This is a genomic window from Nonlabens xylanidelens (genome assembly GCF_002934445.1).
GTDB classification, from domain to species: Bacteria; Bacteroidota; Bacteroidia; order Flavobacteriales; family Flavobacteriaceae; genus Nonlabens; species Nonlabens xylanidelens.
On the sequence record NZ_PTJE01000003.1, the window covers coordinates 98,114 to 123,204 of the forward strand.

General features: G+C 34.3%; 26 protein-coding genes and 1 pseudogene. 16 read left to right on the forward strand and 11 right to left on the reverse strand.

The annotated features are described in order from the left end of the window. Window positions 1-3 precede the first annotated feature (3 nt). A complete protein-coding gene (locus tag LY01_RS07795) occupies window positions 4-621 on the reverse strand; it encodes a DNA-3-methyladenine glycosylase (protein WP_104515284.1) in 618 nt (205 codons plus the stop codon). Window positions 622-653: 32 nt separating this feature from the next. On the opposite strand from LY01_RS07795, the gene LY01_RS07800 reads away from it, so the two are divergent. Together LY01_RS07800 and LY01_RS07805 are read left to right on the forward strand one after the other, a co-directional pair. After that, a complete protein-coding gene (locus LY01_RS07800; RefSeq protein WP_170034566.1) occupies window positions 654-1,568 on the forward strand; it encodes an OmpA family protein in 915 nt (304 codons plus the stop codon). A gap of 47 nt (window positions 1,569-1,615) precedes the next feature. Beyond that, window positions 1,616-2,755: a DEAD/DEAH box helicase gene (locus LY01_RS07805; RefSeq protein WP_104515286.1), complete on the forward strand. Its 1,140-nt coding sequence runs from the start codon at window positions 1,616-1,618 to the stop codon at window positions 2,753-2,755. A gap of 81 nt (window positions 2,756-2,836) precedes the next feature. Here the strand turns inward: LY01_RS07805 and LY01_RS07810 are convergent, their stop codons facing one another. Next, window positions 2,837-3,547, reverse strand: coding sequence for a DM13 domain-containing protein (locus tag LY01_RS07810; protein WP_104515287.1), 711 nt, complete (start codon window positions 3,545-3,547; stop codon window positions 2,837-2,839). 203 nt (window positions 3,548-3,750) lie between these two features. On the opposite strand from LY01_RS07810, the gene LY01_RS07815 reads away from it, so the two are divergent. Both LY01_RS07815 and LY01_RS07820 read left to right on the forward strand, forming a co-directional pair. Next, the gene (locus LY01_RS07815) at window positions 3,751-4,389 is read left to right on the forward strand and encodes a hypothetical protein (protein WP_104515288.1); all 639 of its coding nucleotides are present in this window, start codon (window positions 3,751-3,753) and stop codon (window positions 4,387-4,389) included. Continuing rightward, window positions 4,389-5,072 carry a hypothetical protein gene (locus tag LY01_RS07820; protein ID WP_104515289.1) on the forward strand — a complete coding sequence of 228 codons (684 nt, stop codon included), beginning with the start codon at window positions 4,389-4,391 and terminating at the stop codon, window positions 5,070-5,072. Before LY01_RS07815 ends, LY01_RS07820 begins: the two co-directional genes overlap by 1 nt. A gap of 127 nt (window positions 5,073-5,199) precedes the next feature. Here LY01_RS07820 and msrB (LY01_RS07825) read toward each other — a convergent pair whose 3' ends face one another. After that, window positions 5,200-5,574, reverse strand: a complete 375-nt coding sequence (gene msrB, locus LY01_RS07825; protein WP_104515290.1) for a peptide-methionine (R)-S-oxide reductase MsrB — start codon at window positions 5,572-5,574, stop codon at window positions 5,200-5,202. Between the two features lie 105 nt (window positions 5,575-5,679). Continuing rightward, entirely contained in the window at window positions 5,680-6,213 is a 534-nt protein-coding gene (msrB, locus tag LY01_RS07830; RefSeq protein WP_104515291.1) for a peptide-methionine (R)-S-oxide reductase MsrB, read from the reverse strand. Between the two features lie 132 nt (window positions 6,214-6,345). Here msrB (LY01_RS07830) and purE point away from each other — a divergent pair, with 132 nt between their 5' ends. The 5 genes from purE (at window position 6,346) to LY01_RS15015 (ending at window position 10,047) form a co-directional block, all read left to right on the forward strand. After that, window positions 6,346-6,840, forward strand: a complete 495-nt coding sequence (gene purE, locus LY01_RS07835) for a 5-(carboxyamino)imidazole ribonucleotide mutase (protein WP_104515292.1) — start codon at window positions 6,346-6,348, stop codon at window positions 6,838-6,840. Then, complete coding sequence (locus LY01_RS15010) at window positions 6,833-7,072, forward strand: hypothetical protein (protein ID WP_146080391.1); 240 nt, start codon at window positions 6,833-6,835, stop codon at window positions 7,070-7,072. The genes purE and LY01_RS15010 overlap by 8 nt, the downstream gene beginning before the upstream one ends. 82 nt (window positions 7,073-7,154) lie before the next feature. Continuing rightward, a complete protein-coding gene (locus LY01_RS07840; protein ID WP_104515293.1) occupies window positions 7,155-9,218 on the forward strand; it encodes a M3 family metallopeptidase in 2,064 nt (687 codons plus the stop codon). 15 nt (window positions 9,219-9,233) lie between these two features. Beyond that, the gene (locus LY01_RS07845; RefSeq protein ID WP_104515294.1) at window positions 9,234-9,797 is read left to right on the forward strand and encodes a sigma-70 family RNA polymerase sigma factor; all 564 of its coding nucleotides are present in this window, start codon (window positions 9,234-9,236) and stop codon (window positions 9,795-9,797) included. A gap of 4 nt (window positions 9,798-9,801) precedes the next feature. Next, entirely contained in the window at window positions 9,802-10,047 is a 246-nt protein-coding gene (locus LY01_RS15015; RefSeq protein ID WP_146080392.1) for a hypothetical protein, read from the forward strand. A 41-nt stretch (window positions 10,048-10,088) separates the two neighbouring features. On the opposite strand, the gene LY01_RS07850 is transcribed toward LY01_RS15015, so the two are convergent. Beyond that, window positions 10,089-10,940 (reverse strand): hypothetical protein, encoded by an 852-nt coding sequence (locus LY01_RS07850; RefSeq protein WP_146080393.1) that lies wholly within the window; start codon window positions 10,938-10,940, stop codon window positions 10,089-10,091. A gap of 137 nt (window positions 10,941-11,077) precedes the next feature. On the opposite strand from LY01_RS07850, the gene gcvP reads away from it, so the two are divergent. From gcvP to LY01_RS07870, 3 genes are all read left to right on the forward strand, one after another. Further along, entirely contained in the window at window positions 11,078-13,921 is a 2,844-nt protein-coding gene (gene gcvP / locus LY01_RS07855; protein WP_104515296.1) for an aminomethyl-transferring glycine dehydrogenase, read from the forward strand. Window positions 13,922-14,437: 516 nt separating this feature from the next. Continuing rightward, complete coding sequence (locus LY01_RS07865; RefSeq protein WP_104515298.1) at window positions 14,438-14,968, forward strand: hypothetical protein; 531 nt, start codon at window positions 14,438-14,440, stop codon at window positions 14,966-14,968. Window positions 14,969-14,985: 17 nt separating this feature from the next. Further along, complete coding sequence (locus tag LY01_RS07870; RefSeq protein ID WP_104515299.1) at window positions 14,986-15,849, forward strand: YwqG family protein; 864 nt, start codon at window positions 14,986-14,988, stop codon at window positions 15,847-15,849. Between the two features lie 182 nt (window positions 15,850-16,031). Here LY01_RS07870 and LY01_RS07875 read toward each other — a convergent pair whose 3' ends face one another. The 4 genes from LY01_RS07875 to LY01_RS07890 form a co-directional block, all read right to left on the reverse strand. Beyond that, on the reverse strand, window positions 16,032-17,009 hold the full coding sequence (locus LY01_RS07875; RefSeq protein WP_146080394.1) for a transporter family protein: 978 nt from the start codon (window positions 17,007-17,009) through the stop codon (window positions 16,032-16,034). Continuing rightward, window positions 16,984-18,024: a cytochrome-c peroxidase gene (locus LY01_RS07880; protein WP_104515301.1), complete on the reverse strand. Its 1,041-nt coding sequence runs from the start codon at window positions 18,022-18,024 to the stop codon at window positions 16,984-16,986. The genes LY01_RS07875 and LY01_RS07880 overlap by 26 nt, the downstream gene beginning before the upstream one ends. 71 nt (window positions 18,025-18,095) lie before the next feature. Further along, on the reverse strand, window positions 18,096-18,890 hold the full coding sequence (locus tag LY01_RS07885; protein WP_104515302.1) for an MbnP family protein: 795 nt from the start codon (window positions 18,888-18,890) through the stop codon (window positions 18,096-18,098). Window positions 18,891-18,961: 71 nt separating this feature from the next. Then, window positions 18,962-19,312, reverse strand: a complete 351-nt coding sequence (locus LY01_RS07890; protein ID WP_146080395.1) for a hypothetical protein — start codon at window positions 19,310-19,312, stop codon at window positions 18,962-18,964. Between the two features lie 357 nt (window positions 19,313-19,669). Between LY01_RS07890 and LY01_RS07895 the strand changes: the two genes are divergently transcribed. Beyond that, window positions 19,670-20,728 (forward strand): 3-oxoacyl-ACP synthase III family protein, encoded by a 1,059-nt coding sequence (locus LY01_RS07895; protein ID WP_104515304.1) that lies wholly within the window; start codon window positions 19,670-19,672, stop codon window positions 20,726-20,728. A gap of 87 nt (window positions 20,729-20,815) precedes the next feature. Here the strand turns inward: LY01_RS07895 and LY01_RS07900 are convergent, their stop codons facing one another. After that, window positions 20,816-21,541, reverse strand: coding sequence for a peptidylprolyl isomerase (locus tag LY01_RS07900; RefSeq protein ID WP_104515305.1), 726 nt, complete (start codon window positions 21,539-21,541; stop codon window positions 20,816-20,818). On the opposite strand from LY01_RS07900, the gene LY01_RS07905 reads away from it, so the two are divergent. Together LY01_RS07905 and LY01_RS07910 are read left to right on the forward strand one after the other, a co-directional pair. Beyond that, the gene (locus LY01_RS07905) at window positions 21,532-22,179 is read left to right on the forward strand and encodes an NUDIX hydrolase (RefSeq protein ID WP_245890654.1); all 648 of its coding nucleotides are present in this window, start codon (window positions 21,532-21,534) and stop codon (window positions 22,177-22,179) included. The two genes, LY01_RS07900 and LY01_RS07905, sit on opposite strands and share 10 nt — an antisense overlap. A 61-nt stretch (window positions 22,180-22,240) precedes the next feature. Next, a complete protein-coding gene (locus LY01_RS07910) occupies window positions 22,241-23,044 on the forward strand; it encodes a lysophospholipid acyltransferase family protein (RefSeq protein ID WP_104515307.1) in 804 nt (267 codons plus the stop codon). A 341-nt stretch (window positions 23,045-23,385) separates the two neighbouring features. Here LY01_RS07910 and LY01_RS07915 read toward each other — a convergent pair. Next, a pseudogene (locus tag LY01_RS07915) lies at window positions 23,386-24,744 on the reverse strand (ABC-F family ATP-binding cassette domain-containing protein); the annotation flags it as partial. Between the two features lie 132 nt (window positions 24,745-24,876). Between LY01_RS07915 and LY01_RS15020 the strand changes: the two are divergent. After that, window positions 24,877-25,080 (forward strand): hypothetical protein, encoded by a 204-nt coding sequence (locus LY01_RS15020; protein WP_146080396.1) that lies wholly within the window; start codon window positions 24,877-24,879, stop codon window positions 25,078-25,080. Window positions 25,081-25,091 lie beyond the last annotated feature (11 nt).

Here is a 25,091-nt window from a genome sequence, read left to right on the forward strand (position 1 = left end):
AACTTAACGTTTACTAATAAACTTAGACGTGTTTAAATAAAAACGCCAGGGCAAATCTTTATCTTCTTGTGCATAATCTATACCTATTCTGGTGGTGGTTGTGATCTCGCTTTCGCGAAAGCGGAACTGATCATTCTCTTCTATCCACACTAGATCTCCCGTAAGAAAAGCACCGTAATGTGATTTATCTAAGGCAAAAGCTTTACTGAAATTACCTGGTCCAGAAGTGAGTGTTTTATCTAGTTTTAATTTATTGCGACGTTCTAACATCACTTCTACTCCATCTACAGGCTCTACAGCGCGTATAAGAATCGCGTCTGCCTGGTCTTTAGAATTAGTTATGATATTAAAAAGGTTATGAATACCGTAGCATAAGTAAACATAAGCAACGCCACCGTCCTCATACATCACCTTAGTACGGTCTGTAAACTTACCTAGATGGGCATGACAGGCTTTATCGTCATAACCACGATAAGCTTCGGTCTCTGTTATAATACCAGATGTCAATTGATCGTTTATATTAGATACTATTTTCTTACCTATTAAATCCTTTGCGATAGCTACTACATCTTCTTGTTGATAATAAGATGCAGGTATTTTTTTGGAAAGGTTTTTGTTCATACCTAAATATAATTCAGTTCACGCCATTCATTATGATGCTTAAGATTTTTTTAATAGTAGGGTTGCTTTTAACGACTAATTTTTGTCTGTCCCAAGACACTGGAAAAAATGAAAAAATTATTTCTGTAATGTCTACCGTTTATTTTGAAACTGATAGCGATCAATTTTATCATGATTCTCGTAAGACAATTGAGGATTTGTTTCTTTTTAAAAATGGATCCGTTGTTAAACAAATAATACTAACTGGTTTTTGTGATGAACGTGGATCGAATTCATATAATAAAGATTTAGCTTTAAGAAGAGTAAAAAATGTTCAAGATTTTTTCAATTCTAAAGGCAATTTTGATCCATCGATATTTGAAATTCATGTTCGAGGAGAGTTAAATCCAGGCGACTTGGAATATTTTGAAGGGGATTATCAATTAAATAGACGTGTACAAATAAATGTTAGCTATGAATATCCAGATTCAACTTTACTAAATAGAAATAGAGACAGCGAAGTCATAGCTGTTGAATCACAAGAAAAAAGTTTACAAAAGATCTCATCCAAAATTACAGACAGTCTTAAATTAAATGACAAATTGGTTTTTAACAATGTCATCTTCTACCCTGGCACACACCGATTAAGAGAAATTTCTTATCCTGTAATGGACTCAATGATCAACTCTTTAATGATTCATAAAAAGTACGAAATAGAAATACAAGGTCACATATGTTGCAACGGTTACAATGAACCTGGACTCGATAAAGACACAGGACAGTGGAATCTCTCTACTGCCAGAGCAGAGCAAATTAAGAGGTTCTTTGTAAAATATGGCTTAGACCCTACTCGATTTACTACTATAGGAAAAATGGCCAATTTTAAAACTGGCAAGAGTGATTTTTATGACCGTCGCGTAGAATTGCGCATCACGGCGATAAGGGAAAACGAGACAGAAAAGGAATAACAAAAGCATTGAAAATCGTTTACCTTTGTAGCTTGTAAAAAACCTATATGTCATTTGAAAAATTAGGACTCGATCCTGCACTTATAAAATCCCTTAACGATCAGAATTTAACACAGCCTACTCCTATACAAGAACAGGCTATTCCTGTAATTCTAGAAGGAAAAGATGTGCTGGGTATTGCAAAAACTGGTTCTGGTAAAACAGCTAGTTATGCGTTGCCACTTCTTCAAAATTTAAAAGGTATTAAATCTAAAAACAGATTCATAAGTGGTCTTGTAATGGTGCCTACTCGAGAACTTGCCGTACAAGTGAGTGAGGTGATTAAAACTTTTTCTAAGGCACTGGACCAACCTCTTATTACAATGCCTGTTTATGGTGGTGTGAGTATTAATCCTCAAATGATGAAGATGAATACAGTAGACGTGTTGGTGGCTACACCAGGACGACTTATTGAGCTGGTAGAGGCTAACGCTGTGGTTCTTAAAGAATGTAAGGTTCTTGTGTTGGATGAGGCAGATAAAATGCTCTCTCTAGGCTTTAAAGAAGAGATGGATGCTGTTCTTTATCATTTACCTAAAAAGAAACAAAACTTATTATTTTCGGCTACTTTAAGTCGTGAAGTTAAAGATATACAAGAAGGATTATTAACTGATCCAGTAGTCATAGAAATTGAAGAAGAAGAGCAAGATTATTCTCTTATCAAACAATTAGGTTACCGTGTTACTCAAGAAAAAAGAGGCGTTCTTTTAAGACATCTTATTGAAGAGCATGACATGCAACAAGTGTTGATCTTTTGTTCTTCCACCTATCAAGTAGATCATGTAAATGATAAGCTTAACGTTAATGGAATAAAATCCAAAGCGATACACGGTAAAAAAACTCAAGGCGTGCGTAATGCAAATCTAGAAGCTTTTAAAAATCATGCAGAAACTGGCGTGCGATGTCTTGTTACTACAGATTTGCTTTCTCGAGGTATAGATATTGAGTTCTTACCTTATGTAATTAATTATGAATTGCCTCGCTCTCCTAAAGATTACATACATCGTATAGGTAGAACTGGTCGTGCAGAAAACGCTGGTACAGCGATCTCTTTAGTTTCTAAAGAAGAGTCAAATCACATGAGAACTATTCAAAAGAAAACAAAATTAAAAGTCTGGATGGAAGATTTACCAGAGTGGAATTCTTAACAGCTTCAACTAATTAAATACAAAAAGCGATACTTACACAAGTATCGCTTTTTTTCGTTTTAGTATAATCTACACTATTTATTAACTCTTTTTGAGCAACTTAATAGTAGACATAGAATTCTCTTCGTCTGTTATTCTGACAAAGTAAGCACCGTCCTGTAAATCCTGAATGGAGATTCTTTCTTCCACATTTCCTTTTCTAGAATACACTTCTTTACCAAGTATATTATAAATAGAAACTGATTGAATAGCTGTTGCAGAATTGCTTTGTATAGTAAGATCATTTACCGCAGGGTTAGGCGCGATAGAAAATTCTGTTTTTTCAATTAATTCATTAGATAAAGTACAGTTAGAGCTATCTATGGTTGTAAATGATCCAAAATCCCAAAATTGATTGAATTGTAAACAATAGAAAAACACCGTTTGATAATCTGCTATACTGACATTATTAGGTAAAGCTGCTGTATAGCTAGAAGCACCAGAAAAACTAGAAACAAGACCTATTTCTATTCGAGGGCTGTTTAAGAAGTTATTAGGTACCGTTAACTGACTATCTGTTAATGTACCACGATCTACTAAGAATATTCTAACATCTGGTCCAGCCGCTGTAGAGAAATTATTTCCTAGATTCACTGATACCGTATTGTTTGCATTAAGAACAACATCTATATCTCCAGACACATCATAATTCGGAACGGTATTGTTACCAAAATTGCTCGCAGGTTGTGAACATTGCGCTTGCACAAGCCCTATGGTGAATAAATAAGTAATTAATAAAGTAATTTTTTTCATGTGAATCCACTTTTAAGTTTGAACAAATCTCATAAAATGATATAACAATAATATCACAGAAAGATTCTTTAAGTATTTAATTACTAAAACAGATCTAGTAATAGATAACATAGAAAATTCATTTTATTTACTTGACAAACAATTGTATAGCTATTTCAAAAAAGAATTTAATAAAAGGCACAAAGATTGATAACCAATCATTCATGAAAAACCTACCAGCCCTTTTATTCTTATGTGTACTGATTTTAACATCCTGTAAAACAGATACAAAAACTTCTATTGAGGAGTCAAAACAGTTTGACTACCGTGCTTATTTACTCAAAGACCAAAATGCACCTACGATCAAGGTTACATCTAATTTTGAGGTAAATCAAATTCTTAAAAGTGTACATTCAATCTTTGCTGATAGTTTAACTGTTTCTCATTTTAATTCTCAATATCATGATATAGTAATTGCCTCAGAATCTTGGGATCATTCATTAAGTAGAAGAGCACCTATAGCACATGGGTTTATTAATACCGAATTAATCATTACTGATTCTCTAATATTTTTTAATTATAAAACTTTGAAATTAGATCAACTTGAAGCAGAAAGTTATGACTGGTTCATAGAAAATATTGAAGAGAAGAGAAATTTTTATATACAGATTTTGATTGACGTCAAAACAAATGAATCTGATATCTATAATGCATTAAAAACATTTTCTAATGGTTACATAAAATCAATGGAACGACTCGCTCAAGAGTTTTTTGAAAAACCATTAAATCAGTTAATAGTAGAAGAACTAGAATATTTAAAAGACAAAAGACAATTCACTTTAAAATTTGTAAAATTTAATTAATGAAAAACCTACCAGCCCTTTTATTCTTATGTGTACTGATTTTAACATCTTGTAAAACAGACACAAAAACTTCTATTGAGGAGTCAAAACAGTTTGATTACACCAGTTATTTGTTGAGTCATAACGATAGTGTACCTACTTTAGAAATAGAATTTGATCAACCAGATTCATTATTCTTTGAAGAATTAAATAAAAAAATACTACCTAATGGTTGTGAGACTTTTAAAGATTTCAATTTAAAAATTGACAGTTTAACTATTGGAGCAAGATTAAATCAACCATGTGGAATACCAATGTTTTGTGGTGTAAGAATGAATGTTCAAATTCTAATTAATCAAGAAAATATAATATTTATAGATTCAGAAAATCTTGAAGATTTTTCTAATATTGAATTAAAAACTAACGAAATAATTAGGGATAACAGCAATTTATATTCTTACAAAAACAAAACCGGAATTATCATTATAAGAGATAAAAAAGCTGATCCTATATTGAGCAAGCTTATTCTCGCTTCTTTTGTAAATTCATACACTAGATATATGGATAGTCTGTCTGTAAATAACTACAGTAAACATCTTGAAGAATTAAACTTAAAAGAACTAGATAACCTTAAAAAAGAAAGAACTTTGGTACTCGATTATTGGAATTATCCTGAACCGAGTTTACCAAAGTTAAAATATTAACTTCTAGAAGAGAAGATTAATAAATGATATAGCTCATAGCATTTACACATATGGAAAGGAGTCACTTTATAAATTGGGAAATGTAAAAGCAGATTCCGCATCAAGTGCGGAATGACAAGATTAAAACCTACTCTGCTTTAAAATCCAGACTTAAACTATTCACACAATGTCTTATTCCTGTTGCTGTCGGGCCATCGTTAAAAACATGACCTAAGTGGCTGCCACAATTAGAACACATAATCTCTGTACGTATCATACCGTGAGTGGTATCACGTTTACGCTCAATTGCTCCTTCTACCTCATCATCAAAGGAAGGCCATCCACAGCCTGAATCAAATTTTTGATCTGATTTATATAATTCGTTACCACAAGCCGCACAACTGTAAACACCGCTGTCATAGTTCGTATTATGCTCTCCTGTAAATGGTCTTTCTGTTCCTTTCTCTCTTAACACGTGATATTGCTCTGGAGTCAGTTTATCTTTATATTCTTGTTCTGTCATGATCTAAAGTTCTTGAATTAATCTCGTTTTCGCAATAGCGATACAAAAAAAAGCTCTCGACTAGTTAGTCCAGAGCTCTCTTCAAATCTTACGCAACTTGTAATTTTATTTTCTTAAAGGAGGCAATTCCTGACCTTGTGGTATAAAATCTAAAGCTACACCATTTATACAGTGGCGTTTACCAGTAGTTTTTCTAGGACCATCGCTAAATTCATGACCTAGGTGAGAACCGCAAGTATTACATTTCAATTCTGTACGTGCATATCCTATTTTATAATCGGTATCGCGCTCTACCTGTCCTTCTATTGCTCTATCATAACTAGGCCATCCTGTACCAGAATCAAATTTATGTGCGTTATCATAAACTGGTGCATGACATGCGCCACATACTAGTGTACCTGGAGCATATTGTTTATTTAAAGGACTCGTGTGTGGACGCTCTGTTCCAGCTTCTCTCAACACATTGTATTGAGATGCTGTTAGAACTTCTTTCCACTCTGCATTAGACTTCTTTACCTCATACACTTTTTCTTGTTGCATGTGATCATGAGAAGAATTCATTGCGATCTCTTTTGAGGTATTATTACCACAAGAGACAAAACCTATTGCCATAATGGCTATTAAAATATTTTTAATCATCTGTCTTATTTTTAGATATGGTAAAATTACGTACTAAAAGCGCATACAGTTGTTGCAATACTGTTAAGTATTGTGTCAATAATATCACAATTTCGTTTTAAAAAACTGACCTCATATTTGTAAATTTACCTCATGAATAAAAAAGTAGCTATTATCATGGGGTCTACGAGCGACCTTCCAGTGATGCAAGACGCAATAGATGTTCTCAAAGAACTAGAAATAGAAATTCAGGTAGATGTGGTAAGCGCCCATCGCACACCAGAGAAAATGTTTGAATTCGGTAAAACAGCGCACGAAAACGGTATCGCTGTAATTATCGCAGGTGCTGGTGGTGCTGCACACTTACCAGGCATGGTAGCCAGTTTATCTCCATTACCTATAATAGGAGTGCCGGTTAAATCTAGTAATTCTATAGATGGCTGGGATAGTGTTCTTTCTATTTTACAAATGCCAGGCGGTGTACCAGTAGCAACTGTTGCTCTTAATGGTGCAAAAAACGCTGGTATTCTTGCTGCACAAATACTAGGTGCCACACAAGAAGATGTACGTGAGCGCATTATAAATTATAAACAAGGACTTAAAGAAAAAGTGACTAAGGCGGCTGCACAAATGCGTGAAAATGTCTAGAGCTTTTCAAATAGCCTCTATTTTTATTATTGCTTTAACCGCATTATGGTTCGGTTATGAAATGATGTTGAGACACTCTGTCCAGTGGCATTTCTTAACCGCAGGTGGTATTAATTTCTTGATGGCAGTCATCATTAACAGGCAGTACACACAAAAAGATCACAACTACCTGGGCATCATTCATGGTGTTCTTATGGTGAGTCTTTTTGGCTATGGCTATTTTTTCGTTTAACTACTTTGTTTAACCTTCAGAAGATAAAGTTTAACAAAATAGTAATGACTTTCTTCTTTCTGACCATTACTTTTACACTTATATGAGCACAGATAACAATCCTTTATTACAAGAGTTTCATACTTTTCATAACACAGCGCCTTTTTCTTTGATCAAGGAGTCTGATTATGAGTCCGCTTTCGCGAAAGCGATACAAATAGCAAAAAAGGAAATAAATTCTATCACAGAGAATACAGAAGCACCTTCTTTTGAGAACACGATAGAAGCGCTAGATTCTTCTGGAGAGACACTAGGGCGTATATCCAGCATCTTTTTTAACCTAAACAGTGCAGAGACTAATGACGAAATCCAGCGTATCGCTCGTGAGGTTAGTCCACAGTTATCTGAATTCGGGAATGATGTAACTTTAAACTTAGATCTCTTTAAACGTGTAAAAGCAGTTTATGATCAAAAAAATGATCTAGATTTAACTGAAGAACAAAAAACACTTTTAGATAAACAATACAAGCGTTTTTCTCGTAATGGTGCAAACCTAACCGACGATAAGAAAGTACGTTTAAGAGAAATAGATAGTGAGCTTTCAAAGTTGACTCTTGCATTTGGAGAGAACGTACTAGCAGCAACTAACGATTTTGAAATGCACCTAGAAGACGATTCTAGACTTGCAGGTTTACCAGAAAGTGCAAAAGAAGCAGCTGCAGAAACTGCAAAAGCTAAAGATAAAACTGGGTATGTCTTTACATTAGATTATCCTAGCTACATTCCATTCATGACTTATGTAGATGATAGGAAATTGCGCGAGGAGATGTCAAAGGCTTTTGGCAAAAAAGCATATAAAGATGACCATGATAATCAAGAAAATGTACTGAACATAGTACGTTTAAGATATGAGCGCGCACAATTATTAGGTTATGAAACACATGCACACTTTGTACTAGAAGAGCGTATGGCAAAAACTCCTGAAACCGTTATCCAGTTCTCGCAAGAGATTCTTGAAAAAGCAAAACCTGCTGCTCAACACGATTTTGATGAGCTGACTAATTTTGCGATCTCTATTTCTAATCAGTCAGAGATTTCTGAATCGATAACTAAATTAGAAAAATGGGATGCGGCTTATTATTCAGAAAAATTAAAACAACGTCTATTTAGTCTAGATGACGAGTTGTTAAAACCATACTTTAAATTAGAAAACGTCATTAATGGAGTTTTTGAAATCGCTAGCCGTCTATACGGTTTAAGCTTTGAAGAGACTCAAGAAATAGAAAAGTACCATCCCGATGTACTTACTTATGTAGTAAAAAATGAGGATGATAGTTTAAACTCTATTTTCTATGCAGACTTTTTTCCACGTAAAGGAAAACGTAATGGTGCATGGATGACTTCTTTTAAAGGACAGTGGCATGATGCAAATGGAAACAACGTGAGACCACATGTTTCTAACGTGTGCAACTTTACAAAACCTACTGCTACAAAGCCTTCTTTACTTACTTTTAATGAAGTAACGACTTTGTTTCATGAATTTGGTCACGCACTACACGGCATGCTAGCAGATACCAAGTATCAAAGTCTATCAGGTACTTCTGTATTTTGGGATTTTGTAGAGTTGCCTAGTCAGGTATTAGAAAACTGGTGTTATGAAAAAGAAGCATTAGAGATATTTGCGAGACATTATGAAACTAACGAGGTAATACCTCTTGAGTATATAGAAAAAATAAAAGCAGCGGCTAATTTTCAAGAAGGATTGCAAACTTTAAGACAGCTTTCTTTTGGAATGTTAGATATGAACTGGCATGGTATAGACCCAACTGGTATTACAGATGTGAAAGCTCATGAGAGAAAAACATTTGACCAGACAGATCTTTATCCAGATGTAGTAAGTAGTTGTATGAGTACTTCTTTTGGACACATTTTCCAGGGTGGTTACAGCGCAGGATACTACAGTTATAAATGGGCCGAAGTTCTAGATGCAGATGCTTTTGAAATGTTTAAAGAAAACGGAATCTTTGATCGCACGACGGCTAAGAAATTTAGAGATCATGTTCTTTCTAGAGGTGGTACAGAAGATCCTATGTTATTATATACTCGTTTCCGCGGAAGCGAGCCTAAAATCGATGCTCTTCTAAAGAGAGCTGGTTTAATAAGTTAAAACAGTTTATTAAATATGCCAGAAGTTAAATTAATACCAGAAAAATGGGTGGACCGTTATGGTGACTACCTCTTTAATTTTACCATAAGCAGGGTTAACGACCCTATTATGGCACAAGATCTGGTATCTGAAACTTTTCTGGCAGGTTTAAAAAGCGCGCATAGATTTAAAGGAAACTCTACAGAGAGAACCTGGTTGATTTCTATTCTTAAACGTAAGATTATAGACTATTATCGCAAGATAAACTCTAATAAAGGAAAGGCCGAAGTACGCATGAGCTATCTTTCTAATAGTGACCAAGAAGGCGACTGGATGGAAGAAAAGGCTCAAGACCTGCGCAATCCTAATGTAGAAGATACTATAGAACAAGAAGAATTAGGAAAAGCACTTGAAGAATGTATTGCCTGTTTACCAGAGAGATATGCCACTATATTTGTTCAAAAGACCATCGATAATTTAGAAACTGAAACGATATGTAAGGAACACGATATCACAGCGTCTAATTTATGGGTAATTATTCATAGAGCTCGAGTACAGCTTATGGAATGTATGAACAAGAAATGGCACAAAGACAACTAATCTGATGGGTAGATTTTTTATAAACTGCGACGAGGCAAGTATTTTAAGTACAAGAGAACAATATGGAGACCTTAACCCTAAGGAGGCTTTCCGTCATAAATTGCACCAAGGTCACTGCATACGATGCAGGTCTTTTCATAAAAATAACGAACGTTTCCAGCGCAAACTTAGAGGGCTCAAATGGGTTACACTGTCTGACTCACAAAAAGATTCTATTAAAAAAAGGATTGCAGCGTCTATGAAAAAGTAAAACATATTAAAACACATTAAAAGAGCCATACGGCTCTTTTTTTATGTCATCCAGTATAAAGCTAACCAAAAAACTGGTATGGCTTCTACAAAGAAACTGACATAATAATCTGCTTTAAATTTATCTGAAAACCATATTGCAATGGCTGTTATCACATAAATTAATAAGGGAATAAAGTAATACGGGAATTCATACTGCATGAAATAAAAGTGATGTAATAAGAAAGCACACAGCAATAATACTATACCGAGGTATTTAGTTTTTCTAGTTCCTACTAGTTGTGGTATTGTTTTTAAACTAGGGTCATCATATTTTAAATCTCGTATCTCAAAAGGAATCAATAAACTAAATACAAAGAGAAACAATTCTACAGATTTTATAATATAGGGCGTCCAGTTTATTTGCTCGATGGAGTTCAAACCATCTACATTCAAATTTACAACCTCTGAGTACACTGAATAAACTGGTAACACCATTATTACTAGCCACCATACCACCACCACAGTAATAACCTTAATAATGGACATTAACCTTAAACTTTTTTTATGGTAAAATGGTATCACATAAAATAAAGATAACAGACCTGATATAAGCAATACTATATAGGCTTGAAGACTTTCAAACAGTAATAAATAAGCACCTACTAGTGCGCTAATGACAGTGATTATAAAAATCCCTATTTTATATTTAAAATCTCTATTTTCATATACGAGTGTCGCATACTTTATAAAGTTATATCCTATAACCACAAAGCAAAAACCTAACAATGCAAAGTCTTCACTCAGTTTCACAAAACTATAGCAATGAAACACGTACAGTAAGGCTACAAAGCAAATTGCAACGTGCAAACTACTCTTTATATAAAAATCTAAAACGGTTTTTAATAACCTCATGGTTCAAATTTACAGCGCATAGTTAATAACTAGGTTAAAAAGGTTGAAAAATACCTATAAATCTAGACTAACCCTTGTTAGTTTAGATATCTTAAACGACTACTTTTGCACTATCTTAAATAGACCATACAAGTACTATGAATACAGATCGTTTTGCCCTAAGACATATCGGACCACGCAAGGCAGACCTTGCACCCATGCTAGAAACAATAGGAGTTGATTCTATAGACCAACTAGTTTATGAAACTGTCCCAGATAACATACGCCTTCAACAAGATTTACAGTTAGATCCTGCGATGAGTGAATATGAGTTTTTATCTCATATTAAAAAACTAGGTGATAAGAATAAGCAATTTAGATCTTACATAGGTCTAGGTTACAATGCACCTATAACACCAGCAGTTATCCAACGTAACATTCTTGAAAATCCAGGTTGGTATACCGCTTACACTCCTTACCAGGCAGAAATTGCTCAAGGACGTCTAGAAGCGTTATTAAATTTCCAGACCATGATTACCGATTTAACTGGTATGGAACTGGCAAATGCTTCTTTATTAGATGAGTCTACTGCAGCTGCAGAGGCTATGACTTTACTTTACTCAGTTCGTGAGAGAGCTCAGAAAAAAGAAAATGTTATAAAATTCTTTGTAGATCAAGATGCTTTACCACAAACTAAAGAGCTATTAAAAACTCGTGCTATTCCTCTAGGTATAGAATTAGTAGAAGGCAACCCACAAGAGATGGATGTAAATGCAGGGTATTACGGTATTCTTTTACAATATCCTGGTGCTAGTGGTAATGTGGTAGACTATACTGCTTTTGCAAAAAAATGCCAAGAAAACAATATACGTATAGCTGTTGCTGCAGACATTATGTCGCTAGTATTATTAGAAGCTCCAGGACATTGGGGTGCAGACGTTGTTGTGGGAACTACACAACGTTTTGGAATACCACTAGGATACGGTGGACCACACGCAGCATACTTTGCAACTCGTGAAGAATTTAAAAGACAAATTCCTGGTCGTATTATAGGTGTTACTAAAGATACAGATGGAAAACGTGCGCTGCGCATGGCGTTACAAACGCGTGAGCAACACATTAAAAGAGATAAAGCTACTTCAAATATTTGTACTGCACAGGTTTTACTAGCTGTTATGGCTGGTATGTACGGTGTTTATCACGGACCACGTGGTTTAAAGTTTATTGCAAATAAATTACACGCACAAACAGCAACTCTTGCAGACGCTGTAGAGAAACTAGGTATTTACCAGACTAACGCAAACTTCTTTGACACTTTAAGTTTTAAAGTAAATGCCGAAGCTGTAAAAAAACAAGCTCTTGATTTAGAGATTAACTTCTATTATCCAGATGCAGACACGGTACAGGTTTCTTTAAATGAAACTACTTCTCTTGCAGACTTGAATGATGTTGTTTCCGCTTTCGCGAAAGCGGTTTCTAAAGACTTCTCTCCTATCACAGAATTATTAGAAAAAACTCACTTAGGTGCAGGACGTCAGACAAACTTCTTAACCTATGATGTATTTAACTCTTACCATTCTGAGACAGAGTTGATGCGTTATATCAAGAAATTAGAGCGTAAAGATCTTGCTTTAAATCACTCGATGATTGCATTAGGATCTTGTACAATGAAATTGAACGCTGCAGCAGAGATGCTGCCACTTTCAAATCCGCAATGGGGAAATATTCACCCATTTGTACCTGTAGATCAGGCAGCTGGTTATCAAGAAATGTTGAAGAAATTAGAGCTTCAATTAAATGAAGCGACTGGTTTTGCAGGTACTTCTTTACAACCTAACTCTGGTGCTCAAGGAGAATTTGCAGGTTTAATGGCTATACGTGCTTATCATCACAGTCGTGGAGATCAACATAGAAACATATGCCTTATTCCATCTAGTGCACACGGTACTAACCCTGCTAGTGCAGTAATGGCTGGTATGAAGGTAGTCGTAACTAAAGCGCTAGAAAACGGAAATATCGATGTAGATGATTTACGTGAAAAAGCAGAAAAGCATAAAGATAATTTAAGTGCTTTAATGGTTACTTATCCATCTACTCATGGAGTTTATGAAAGTGCGATTAAAGAAATTACAGGACTTATCCATGAAAATGGTGGTCAGGTTTATATGGACGGTGCAAACATGAATGCACAAGTCGGTCTTACTAATCCTGGTAACATCGGTGCAGATGTATGTCACCTTAACCTACATAAAACGTTTGCTATACCACATGGTGGTGGTGGACCAGGTGTAGGACCTATATGTGTGGCACCACAACTCGTTCCTTTCTTACCTACTAACCCTATCGTACCTACCGGTGGTGATCAGGCTATTTCACCTATTAGTGCAGCGCCATATGGTAGTGCATCGGTTTGTTTAATATCTTATGGTTACATATGTATGTTAGGTGCCGAAGGTTTAAAACGCTCTACAGAGTATGCTATTATTAACGCAAACTATATTAAAGAACGTCTTAAAGGTAGTTATGAATGTCTTTTTACAGGAGAGAAAGGTCGTGCTGCTCATGAAATGATCATAGACTGTCGTCCATTTAAAGACAACGGTATAGAAGTAACAGATATCGCAAAACGATTGATGGATTATGGTTTCCACGCTCCTACTGTTTCTTTCCCAGTGGCAGGTACTATGATGATAGAGCCTACAGAGTCTGAATCTAAAGAAGAAATGGATCGTTTTTGTGACGCGATGATTTCTATAAGAGCAGAAATTGCAGAGTCTTCTAAAGACCAGCCTAATAATGTTCTTAAGAACAGTCCACATACCTTGCAAATGATAACTAGTGATGAGTGGGATTTACCATATACTAGAAAGCAAGCTGCATATCCACTAGATTACATTGCTGACAATAAATTCTGGCCTACCGTACGTCGTGCAGACGATGCTTATGGAGATCGTAATTTAATGTGTACTTGTGCTCCTATGGAGGAGTATTTGGAGGATTAGATACCTAGTTATTATAAAATAAAATGCCTAATCAAATTATTTTGATTAGGCATTTTACTTTATAGATCATTGAAAATATTATTATATTTAAACTTGGAAAAATCTGAAGTGGAAAATAGTTTTAAGTCTAGAATTAAATGGTGGGAATCTAAACGATGGATTTATAACCTTATTATTTTAATCGCTAGCTTCATAAGTATTTATGAAATAATCACATACTATCATTACTCTATTAAAATATCAGACTTATTAATTGTCGTTGTTTGGTTAATAGGTGCTAATATTTTTTATTCGTTAGGTATTTTAACAGAATTAATAGATTGGTATTATTTTAATAATAAAATTAAATTTTATAGATACAGGTGGTTATTTTTTGTGTCAGGAATAGTATTTAGTTTTCTCTGGACAGTTTTAAATATATCAAATCACATATACCCTTACCCAATAATTATATAAAACCGAATCAACAAAAAGCTGATTCGGTTTTATTATTTTTATGAACTTAAAATTAATAGCATGTCCAGTTATATTTTAATCAAGACAGATCAGCAAAATAAACTAGAACAGGCTCTCTATGACTTAGCAAATTTATATTCAAGCTCTGAAGATACAGAAGGAATACAGTTGTATAGAAAAAAAGGACTCGCTACTGAATTTCTAATCAGATTTAGTAATCAACCAGATTTTGTAGGGTTCAGCTATTATGTAAATTATCTAGATTACCCTATTGGTCTAGATGAATTTTCTTTTAAAGTTTACGGCTTCTACAATAGTTCACAACTTTATGAATTCTCTAAATTAAAAAACAGTGGATGGTTAATGATTTATACAAATCCGAAAGATGAATATGGAGATAACGTTTATATCGTAAATGAAAGTAACAAAACATTTATCTACGATTTTGGAGGAAATTTAACAGAGATTGATAAAAGTGTGTTGCCTTATAAATTGGTTAGTATTTCTCAAGAAGATTACCACCACATTACCGATATTTATCCTGCTCCAAAAGATAAGGCTGATAAAAAGCTATGGTGGAAATTTTGGTGAAATAAAAAACAAATGAAATGGGAATATTTGACTTATTCAAAAAGAAAAAAAAGAATGAATTATCTATTCAAAACCAACTTGAGAAAGCTCATACTCTTTCTATAGGTGAAGAAGATTTTGATTTTGAAGATTTTGAAGAGCATCACAAGCATCATTTTAAAGAATATGAAATAAAATGTGTTCAAATTAAAACAAGTGTTTCTAGTAAAGATTTATCTATAGACCCTTTAGGATTAAAAGATTCAAAAATAATGGGAATCCCATTCTGGCCGCAGGGAAAAGAATATCCAAAAGATGAATCTAGTAATGAAATGTTCTTAATGTGTCAAATTAACTTTGAAGAAGTACCTCATCTAGAACCTTTTCCTAAAAAAGGTATTTTACAACTATTCTTCTCCAAAGACAATTGGTATTCTGAAGATGTAAAAGTAATTTTTCATAAAGGTGCAACTCTATCCATGCCATCAGAAATTAACTTCCCATTTTTAACACCTGAAATCTATGATGAGAGTCCTTCTCAATATTTACTAAAAATAGATTTTGAAAAAGCCATTGATAAAGGTTCTTGGGAAGATGTTAATTTTAAAAAAATAGAATCGCATTTTAATATACCAGAACAGCAAGAAGACCAATTTGAAGAATATATGTGGGACATGCATGGCGGTGGCGGAAGTAAAATAAGCGGCTATGGTAATTTTACTCAAGGAGATCCTAGAGATTATCAAACAGACAAAACAAACCATATCCATTTACTACAGCTAGATAGCAATACAAAACACATGATGTTTGGTGATGTAGGAGTGGCACATTTATTTATAGATAAAGAACATCTTAAAAATGGTGATCTAGAAAAAGCTTGGTTTTATTGGGATTGTTGTTAATATTATATATTTTAAAAGCTTATTCATATTTATAGATTTCGCTTCATTAAGATTTATAACAACCTATAATTGTTCTAGATACCTTATGTGTACTCCGCTTTCGCGAAAGCGAGATTAAAAATAAAAACTTAATCATAGAACAGATCCTTAGATCTATGATTAAGTTTTTATGTGTTCTATAATTAGTTCAACACAAAATTAGCATACAATAAAAATTTATTTTGGGATTCTACATCGCCGCCAAAAAGGTCTTGAACTATAGGCAATGTGTAACTAGCTCCTAAAACAAATTGATCAAATTTATATTCGGTACCGATACTGCCGTTAAAAATATAACCATCTGTATCCACGAGTTGCTCATTAAATTGCTCGATAGAGTCATAAACATCTGCTGATAGGCCTAGAAATGGACTCAAAGCAGATTTAGTAAACGGTATGTTATAATACGCATTTGAAGAAACACTGAATTGGTTACCAAATCGGTATTCGTTTTTATTCTCTGTTTTAAAATAATAGGTAGCTAGTGTATTGATACCTAACTTATTTTTAGAATAGGTGTGAGAAACTGATGCTAGAACATCTACACTACCAGTACCTACTTGAAAACCTGGATTGATACGATCTGTGAGTTCTTCTTCAAATTCTCCTGTTGGTAATTTTACACCTAAACCAAAGTTAAGTTGGTGTCCGGTAGGGACTTTGTTTTCAAAAATCACTTTATAACCTTCTGGTTTTTCATAAAAAACATGTTGGTACCAGCCTATAACGGTTACATCTCCTAGTCCACTTATATGCTCTGAACCGGTATTACGTTTTCTTGATAAATCTTGAAAAGGTACCATTGCATTGATGGAGAACTTTTTAGATAGCGGCACTTTACTCCATATTTGATAGGTATTAAAATTCTCCTTACTGGTAGGTGAATTTACAAAAATACCATCTCGTGATTCATAGGACTGGTGGATATAACGCAGTCCTATAAAACTTACATTATTAAGTGTCCCAAAACCAGAACTACCACTAGAGGTAGTACAGCCGCAAAGGTCACAAAATATTTTTTCTAGATGCGGTGGGCAAGCCGCATAACTAGAGATACTGAATAATAGTCCTATGGATAGGGTGATAAAAGTTTTATTAAAATTCTGCAAAGCGGTCGTCATTTAAAAATTCTTGATCAGTTAATGTTTCTAAAAAAGCAATGATGCTCTCTTTTTCATAAGCTGTTAAATCGATACCTAGACTACCGTCTGCTTTTACTAGTGATGGATCTATGGTGCCAGTATCTACCATACCTGAGGCATAGTGATCCAGAACAGATTCTAAGTCTGACAGACGTCCATCATGCATATAAGGAAAAGTAACAGCTACATTTCTTAAACTAGGCACTTTGAATTTATATAGGTCTTCTGGTATTTCTAATAAATTATACCTTCCTAAATCATTTAACCTAGGGTTGACTGCTAGACCGTTATTGCGGTAGCTCTGGTCAGTTTGCAATGAGCCAGCATGGCAGCTTGTACATTTTTGGTTAAAAGATGCAAGACCATCAGCTTCTATAGTAGTGTAGACCGCTCCTTCATTACGTTCTACTTTATCATACTTTGAATTTGAAGAAACCATAGTCACCATAAATTGAGACAAGGCTTGTAATAGATGGCTAGAAGTAATCTCTCCATCTTCAAATGCCTTACTAAACATGTTTCTATAACCTTCGTCTGCCTGTAATTTACCTATAACGTTAGATAAAGTCTCGTTCATTTCTAGCTCACTAGTAATAGGAATAATAGGCTGTAAATCGAGGTGCGATGCAGCTCCATCCCATGTAAATGCTTCTTGAAAACCTAAATTCTGAATAGGTTGTGCGTTTCTAAATCCTATGTTTCCATTTACTCCATGACTTAAAGTATGTCCATGATGCGTAAAAGCTGATGCCTGCTCGTGACAAAAAGCACAAGCTATTGCTCCATTAGAAGATAAATCCCCTTCGTAAAAAAGAGCTTTACCTAAGGCTATACCGTCTTCAGTTAAAGGATTTGCATCTAGATTATAAACAAGATCAGGAAAATTACTAGGCTTTTCAAAGTTTACAAGTATAGGCTCATAGCCTTTTTCTATATCGTTTTCTGTACAAGAAATCATGAGGATTCCTAATGCAAATAATATATACTTTTTCATATCAGATAAAATCATAGTAACAACTAGAAGGATTTATATAAACCCTTCTAGCGGTATTACTATAAAGATTATTAGTTATGTATGTGATCTACACTGAAACTACCCATAAAGTTATTTGCTATGATAGGAGTTTCTATTTCATTAGTATGTACCTGGTCATACCCATCTGAAAAATTCAATGAAGATGCGCCATCTAGAATTTGAAGGATATCTGTTACTAGGTGAATCTCTGCATGAGAATCCTCTCTTACTCTTGAAGTATTAGGTAAGTCTAAAGTAATTTCTCTATAGTTATCTAGAGACGTTCCTACACTACCCATGTGTATGTTAACAGGTTGATCTGTTACGGTAGCGTCAGAATAAGTTCCATCTAAACGCATAAATTTATAACCAGAAGCCCATGACCAGAACATACCTGCATCTTGTGCGGTAGTCAAGAAATCTCCCTGACCTGCTGCACCTTGAGCAAATCTAGTCTGATCTACACCGATTCCAAATGAGATCTTTGTATAGTTAGCAGCAGGTACATTATCTAATTCTACATATATTTCACCTGCATTATTTGCATTTGCCTCATCAATAATAAAAATATTATCACTAGTTGGGTATTCAAATTCCACTCCATTCTCGTCTGTTAACTTGATGTTACTAACGATGTATTTAAGTGTTTCTAATTTAAAAGATTCTCCATTAGATTTAGAAAAAGAAGAATCAAATATAAAATCTTGATTACCAACAGCATTATCAAACTTAACAGTAAGTTCTCCTGTCTGGTTAGATAGGTTTTCCATTGCGTCATCGTCAGATGAACATGATATAATAGCGATACTTAGAGCTAGTGCTCCTATAGTTTTTGAAAAATTCATTTTTTAAGTTTATTGTAGACGCGATCGAAGACTCACGTCAAAGGTCTTTGTAATAAAAACGGAAAATAAACTTATGAAATGGGTGGCTTTAGAGGAGCCTCGTACCAGTTATAACTGTATAATAATTGATAAGAGAAATTAATAGAGTGATCTTTATAAATGACATCACTATCTATTTGTAACGTTTGTGGAGTTTCTAAAAACACAGGAAAAAAAGCATGTGCTTCTACACTTTTTGAATCATCTGTTTCAGAGTCGTTAGCTGCGATAAGTTTTTTAGCAAGAAAACATTTACCATCACATTTTAATTGTGGTCGTTCTTTGTTAACACAGTAATTCTCTATAATATAATCCATGTTAGTTCCATAATACACAAACTGACCCACGTAGTACATAGGTCGCAATGCAAATGAAATAAGCATCAATATGATTATAAAATTTTTCAGGTTTCTTGAATTATTTTGCAAATATAATGTTAGCATCTAAAAAAAGACTCATATTTTTTAGATTAAAAAACTATTACTTTTCTAGATATATAAACCATTCTTAACTCTAATAATTCATCATTCAATAGACTCTAGTTGATCTATAGAATAAAAGAAAAATCAGCAAAATAAGCTAGTTTACTATTCGTTGCATTATATATAATGCAAGAAAAACACCTATTCTTTGATTGATTCTCAACAAAGTGAAAAATACCACATATTCCGTTGTTAATAATTAGGAATGAACATCATAAATCACTTTTTTTGTTATCCCTAAGTTTGAAAAGCAGGTTAATGAGAGCAAAAATCACTGGTGTAGGAAGTCATATTCCCGATGTAGTTAGAAAAAATGAAGAGTTCATGAATCATGAATTCTTAAATAATGATGGTAGTTCTTTCGGTAGCGATAACTCTACTATTATTAAAAAATTTGTTGCGATAACTGGAATTGAAGAGCGCAGGTACATGAGTGATGAACTTGTTACCAGCGATATAGCAACACTTGCTGCTATAAAAGCAATAGAAGATGCAAATTGTGATCCAGAGACATTAGACTTTATAATTGTAGCGCACAACTATGGTGACATACAGTCTGATGGTGGTTCTAGTGATATGGTACCTAGTCTTGCGAGTCGAGTAAAAAATAAACTAGGTATTAAAAACCCTACTTGTATAGCATACGATGTATTATTCGGTTGTCCGGGATGGATTCTAGGTGTTACTCAAGCAGATTCTTTTATAAAATCAGGACTTGCTAAGAAAGTACTTGTTATAGGTGCAGAAGCTTTGTCTAGAGTTGTAGATCCACATGATAGAGATTCTATGATATATTCTGACGGTGCTGGTGCAGCAGTTTTAGAAGCTAGTAATGATGAGCATGGTATTATAGGACAGGCTACGGCAACTTATACAGAAGAAGAGGCGTTTTTCATATTCAATGAAACTTCTTATAATAAAGAATTGCAAGATAAGACCAAGTACATAAAGATGTATGGTCGTCGCATATACAATTTTGCTTTATCCAAAGTACCAGAAGGCATGAAGAGTGCTATGGAACAAGCAGGTGTAGATATCAAAGATCTTAAAAAAATATTCATCCATCAGGCCAATGAAAAAATGGACGAAGCTATTGTTGATAGGTTCTATAAGCTGTATGACATGGAGGTTCCTAAGGATATCATGCCTATGATTATCCATAAATATGGAAACAGCTCTGTAGCAACTGTTCCTACTGTTATGGATCTAGTTATTCATGATAAAATGCCACAACACAAAGTAGAAAAAGGCGATGTAGTTATGTTTGCTAGTGTAGGTGCAGGAATGAATATAAATGCCATAGTTTACAGATACTAGTATTTATCTAAGATTAAAAAAAACACCCCTTGAAATCTTTGATTTCAAGGGGTGTTTTTTTTTTCTAAACCTAGACATTACAATAACCTAATCTATAATTTCCATATCTATAAAAATATCATTTTTAGGCCAGTCACTGTCATCTTTTTCAACTTTAGAAATAGCGTCTGCGACCTCCATACCTTTTACTACCCTACCGAATATAGTATGCTCATTATCTAAATGTGGGGATTTACTCAAAGTGATAAAAAAATCAAATGGATCATGCCAGTTTTCTGGATTATTAACCCATTGTTTTGCACTACTTAAAGAACCTCTTTCATGACGCACGTTAGGTAAAAAGTGTGGTTCTAGTTTATAATTCCCTGCACTAGCTCTTTTTAAAGAAGGCAGCGTTTCATCACTATTACCAGCCTGTATGACAAAACCTTCTACCACTCTATGCACAAAAGTGCCATTAAAATATTTATTTTTTACTAGGTAAATAAAACTGGCTCTATAAATAGGTGTTTCTGTAAACAGCTCCATTTCTATATTTCCATAGGTAGTCAATAATCGCACCTTAGTTTCTGGATTTTCTTTTCCGTAACGTGTAAAGAATACTTGAACACTATCTTGAGGTATATAAGAAAGTAAGGTATCACCATTTGCCGATATTTGTTTCTTATACGTCTTTTCCAAAATACGCTCTGCTCTAGTTAATCTCTTAACCGTATCTTGTTTTTTTTCATTTTTGATATCTACCACATGTGGACTATCTTTACAAGAGATACTTAATAGTATAACTGCTAAAATCAATACTAGTGACTTCATTTGAGGATTTTTTAAATCAGATTTCAAAACTAAAGAAATTACCACTTCCAGGGCCACAATCTCAGCTTAAAATGGCTGCTGTGGAACGTCTAGAAGAAATGCAGCAAATTGCGTTAGAAAAAAAAGAACATAAAGAAGCCTCTGTCATGATGTTGATTTACCCTAAAAAAGACATCCCTTATTTTGTACTGATAGAACGCACCCAATCTACAGGTAAACACAGTGGTCAGATCGCTTTTCCTGGCGGTAGAAAAGAACCTACAGATGCAGATAATAGCGTCACGGCATTGCGAGAAACAGAAGAGGAAATAGGTATATTAACAACGCAGCAACATTTAATAAGATCCTTAACATCTATCTATATTCCACCTAGTAACTACATGGTTTTTCCTTATCTCGCTTTCGCGAAAGCGGAACTATCATTCACACCTCAATTAAGTGAAGTAAAATCTGTGATAGAAATCCCTCTAGAGAGTTTAATGGATCCTAAAAACAACTCTACTACCACACTGTCTACCAGTTATATGGAAAACGCAACGGTACCTTGTTTTTACTTTAACGAAGTTATGGTATGGGGAGCAACGGCTATGATGCTACAAGAAATCAAAGATCTTTTTATTACTGCAGGTTTTAAATAGAATGCGATAGTTTAAAAAGCTATTACTATCTTTGTAATTCGCCTAAAATTAAAAAAACTACATGGGATTATTTAAAAAAAATCCTTTCGGTCATATATTATTTCTCAAAAAATGGCTCATACGTATTGCTGGTGCATTATCGCACAGACGCTATCGTGGCTTTAATGAGATGGATATAGAGGGAAGTGATATTTTAAGAAATCTACCTGAAACAGGTGTGCTATTTGTTTCTAATCATCAAACCTACTTTGCTGATGTGGTAAGCATGTTTCACGTATTTAATGCCGCATTAAAAGGTCGTGATGACAGCATTAAAAACATAGGTTACTTATGGAATCCTAAGCTAAATGTATATTATGTAGCTGCCAAGGAAACTATGCAAAGTGGCTTACTGCCTAAAATACTTTCTTATGCTGGCGCCATTACGGTAGAAAGAACCTGGAGAGCAAAAGGAGAAGAAATTAATAGAGCCGTAAACCCTAACGACACAAAAAATATAGGTGTTGCTCTAGACGATGGATGGGTAATCACCTTCCCACAAGGAACTACAAAGCCTTTTAAGCCTATTAGAAAAGGAACTGCTCATATTATAAAGCAATACAAGCCTATAGTCGTACCTGTGGTTATCGACGGTTTCCGTAGGAGTTTTGATAAAAAAGGATTGCGCATTAAAAAGCGTAATATTTTACAATCTATGGTTATTAAAGAACCGCTAGAAATAGATTATGAAAATGACTCTGTAGAAAAGATCGTGGAGCAGTTAGAGTTTGCTATTGAGCAACATCAATCTTTCTTAAAAGTAATTCCTGTAGAAGAAATAGAAGCTCAAGAAGAGCTGAATAAACTACGTCAGTGGGAATATTAGAAAAATAAAAATGTCCTGAGATTTAAATTAAATCTCAGGACATTTTTTTATAGGTTGATTTTAAATCTCTACAAATTAATATCTGCTATACTTTTAATTCTATTGCGTTCTAAGAATGCATCTATGGTTTCAAAGTGCTCGATAACGCGTTGTTCTTTAAACTCAAATACTTTCTCAGATAGTCCTTGAAGGAAATCACGATCGTGAGAAACGAGAATAAGCGTACCGTCATAAGTAGAAAGTGCCTCTTTTAAAACATCCTTAGACTTAAGATCTAGGTGATTTGTAGGCTCATCGAGAATTAATAGATTAACTGGTTCCAAGAGTAACTTTACCATAGCAAGTCTGGTTTTTTCTCCACCAGAAAGTACACTTACTTTTTTCTCTAAATCGTCACCACTAAACATGAAACGACCTAATATGTTTTTAATTTGTGTTCTTACATCGCCTTGTGCAACGTCGTCTACCGTTTGAAAAATAGTCAAATCTTGATCTAATAACGCTGCCTGATTTTGTGCAAAGTATCCCACTTTTACATTATGACCTAATTCACAAGTTCCTTCTACTTCTATTTCTTTCAGAATAGCCTTAATCATAGTAGACTTACCTTCTCCATTACGACCTACGAAGGATACCTTCTCACCTCTAGCGATAGACATATTTGCATCTTTAAAGACTACGTGATCACCATAGGATTTTGATACATCGTTTACTGTAACCGGATAATCACCAGAACGAGGCGATGGTGGAAAACTAAGTTTCAAGGCGCTATTATCCACTTCGTCTATCTCAATTATTTGAAGTTTTTCTAGCATGCGTTCTCTAGAGGTAACTTGATTAGTCTTAGAATATGTTCCTTTAAAACGTTCTATAAAAGCCATGTTATCGGCTATAAATTTTTGCTGCTCTTGGTACGCTTTTACTTGGTGCGCTCTACGTTCTTCCCGTAGTACTAAGTAATGAGAGTAGGTAGCTTTATAATCAAAAATGCGTCCCATAGTTACTTCTATAGTACGGTTTGTTATGTTATCAATAAATGCTCTATCGTGAGAAATCACCATAACAGCGTCTGCTTTATTCACTAAAAAGTCTTCTAACCATATCACCGATTCTATATCGATGTGGTTAGTAGGCTCATCTAGAAGTATTAAATCTGGTTTTTGAAGTAAGATCTTAGCTAGCTCAATACGCATGCGCCATCCACCACTAAACTCTGTAGTCTGTCTGGTAAAATCTTCTTGTTTAAAACCTAAACCTTTGAGAGCTTTTTCTACTTCGGCATCATAGTTAACGTCTTCTAGAGCATAAAACTTCTCTCCTAATTCTGTTACCTTTTCTATGATTTTCATGTACTCATCACTCTCATAGTCAGTTCTAACAGTAAGCTCGTTATTAAGATGATCCATTTCGGCTTTCATCTCAAAAACGTGCTTAAAAGCTTTGGCCGTTTCTTCAAAAACGGTACAATCATCTTCAGTAAGTAAATGTTGTGGCAAGTATGCAATTACAACATCTTTAGGTGCTCTTACATGACCACGTGTTGCACTTTGCTCGCCTGCAACTATCTTCATCATCGTAGATTTTCCTGCACCATTTTTACCCATTAAAGCTATTTTATCTGTAGGGTTTATTACAAATGAGACATCGCTAAATAAGGTGGTACCACTAAATTCTACGGCAAAATTATCTACTGTGATCATGATTATATTTTAAGAATGCAAAAGTAATTGAAAAGTATGTGAGTGTTGAGCTTTTGAGTCTTTGAGTCTTTGAGTAGTCGAGTATTTATTAACTAAAAATCTAATTATCTATATTTAAAGAATTAAAAATTTATGAAGCTAATCATTGATATTTTGAAAAAGACTCCATTTTGGTCCACATTTTTCGTATTTACTTTAATGCCTTCTATTTGGTTATTGAGAGGAATAGGAACTTGGGACACCATGATTTTTATGTTTATAAGCTTTCCTGTAAATATCATTGCCTTATCCATTATAATAATTACCTATAGAATTAAACGCAAGGACGATATTTGATGATTTTTTTC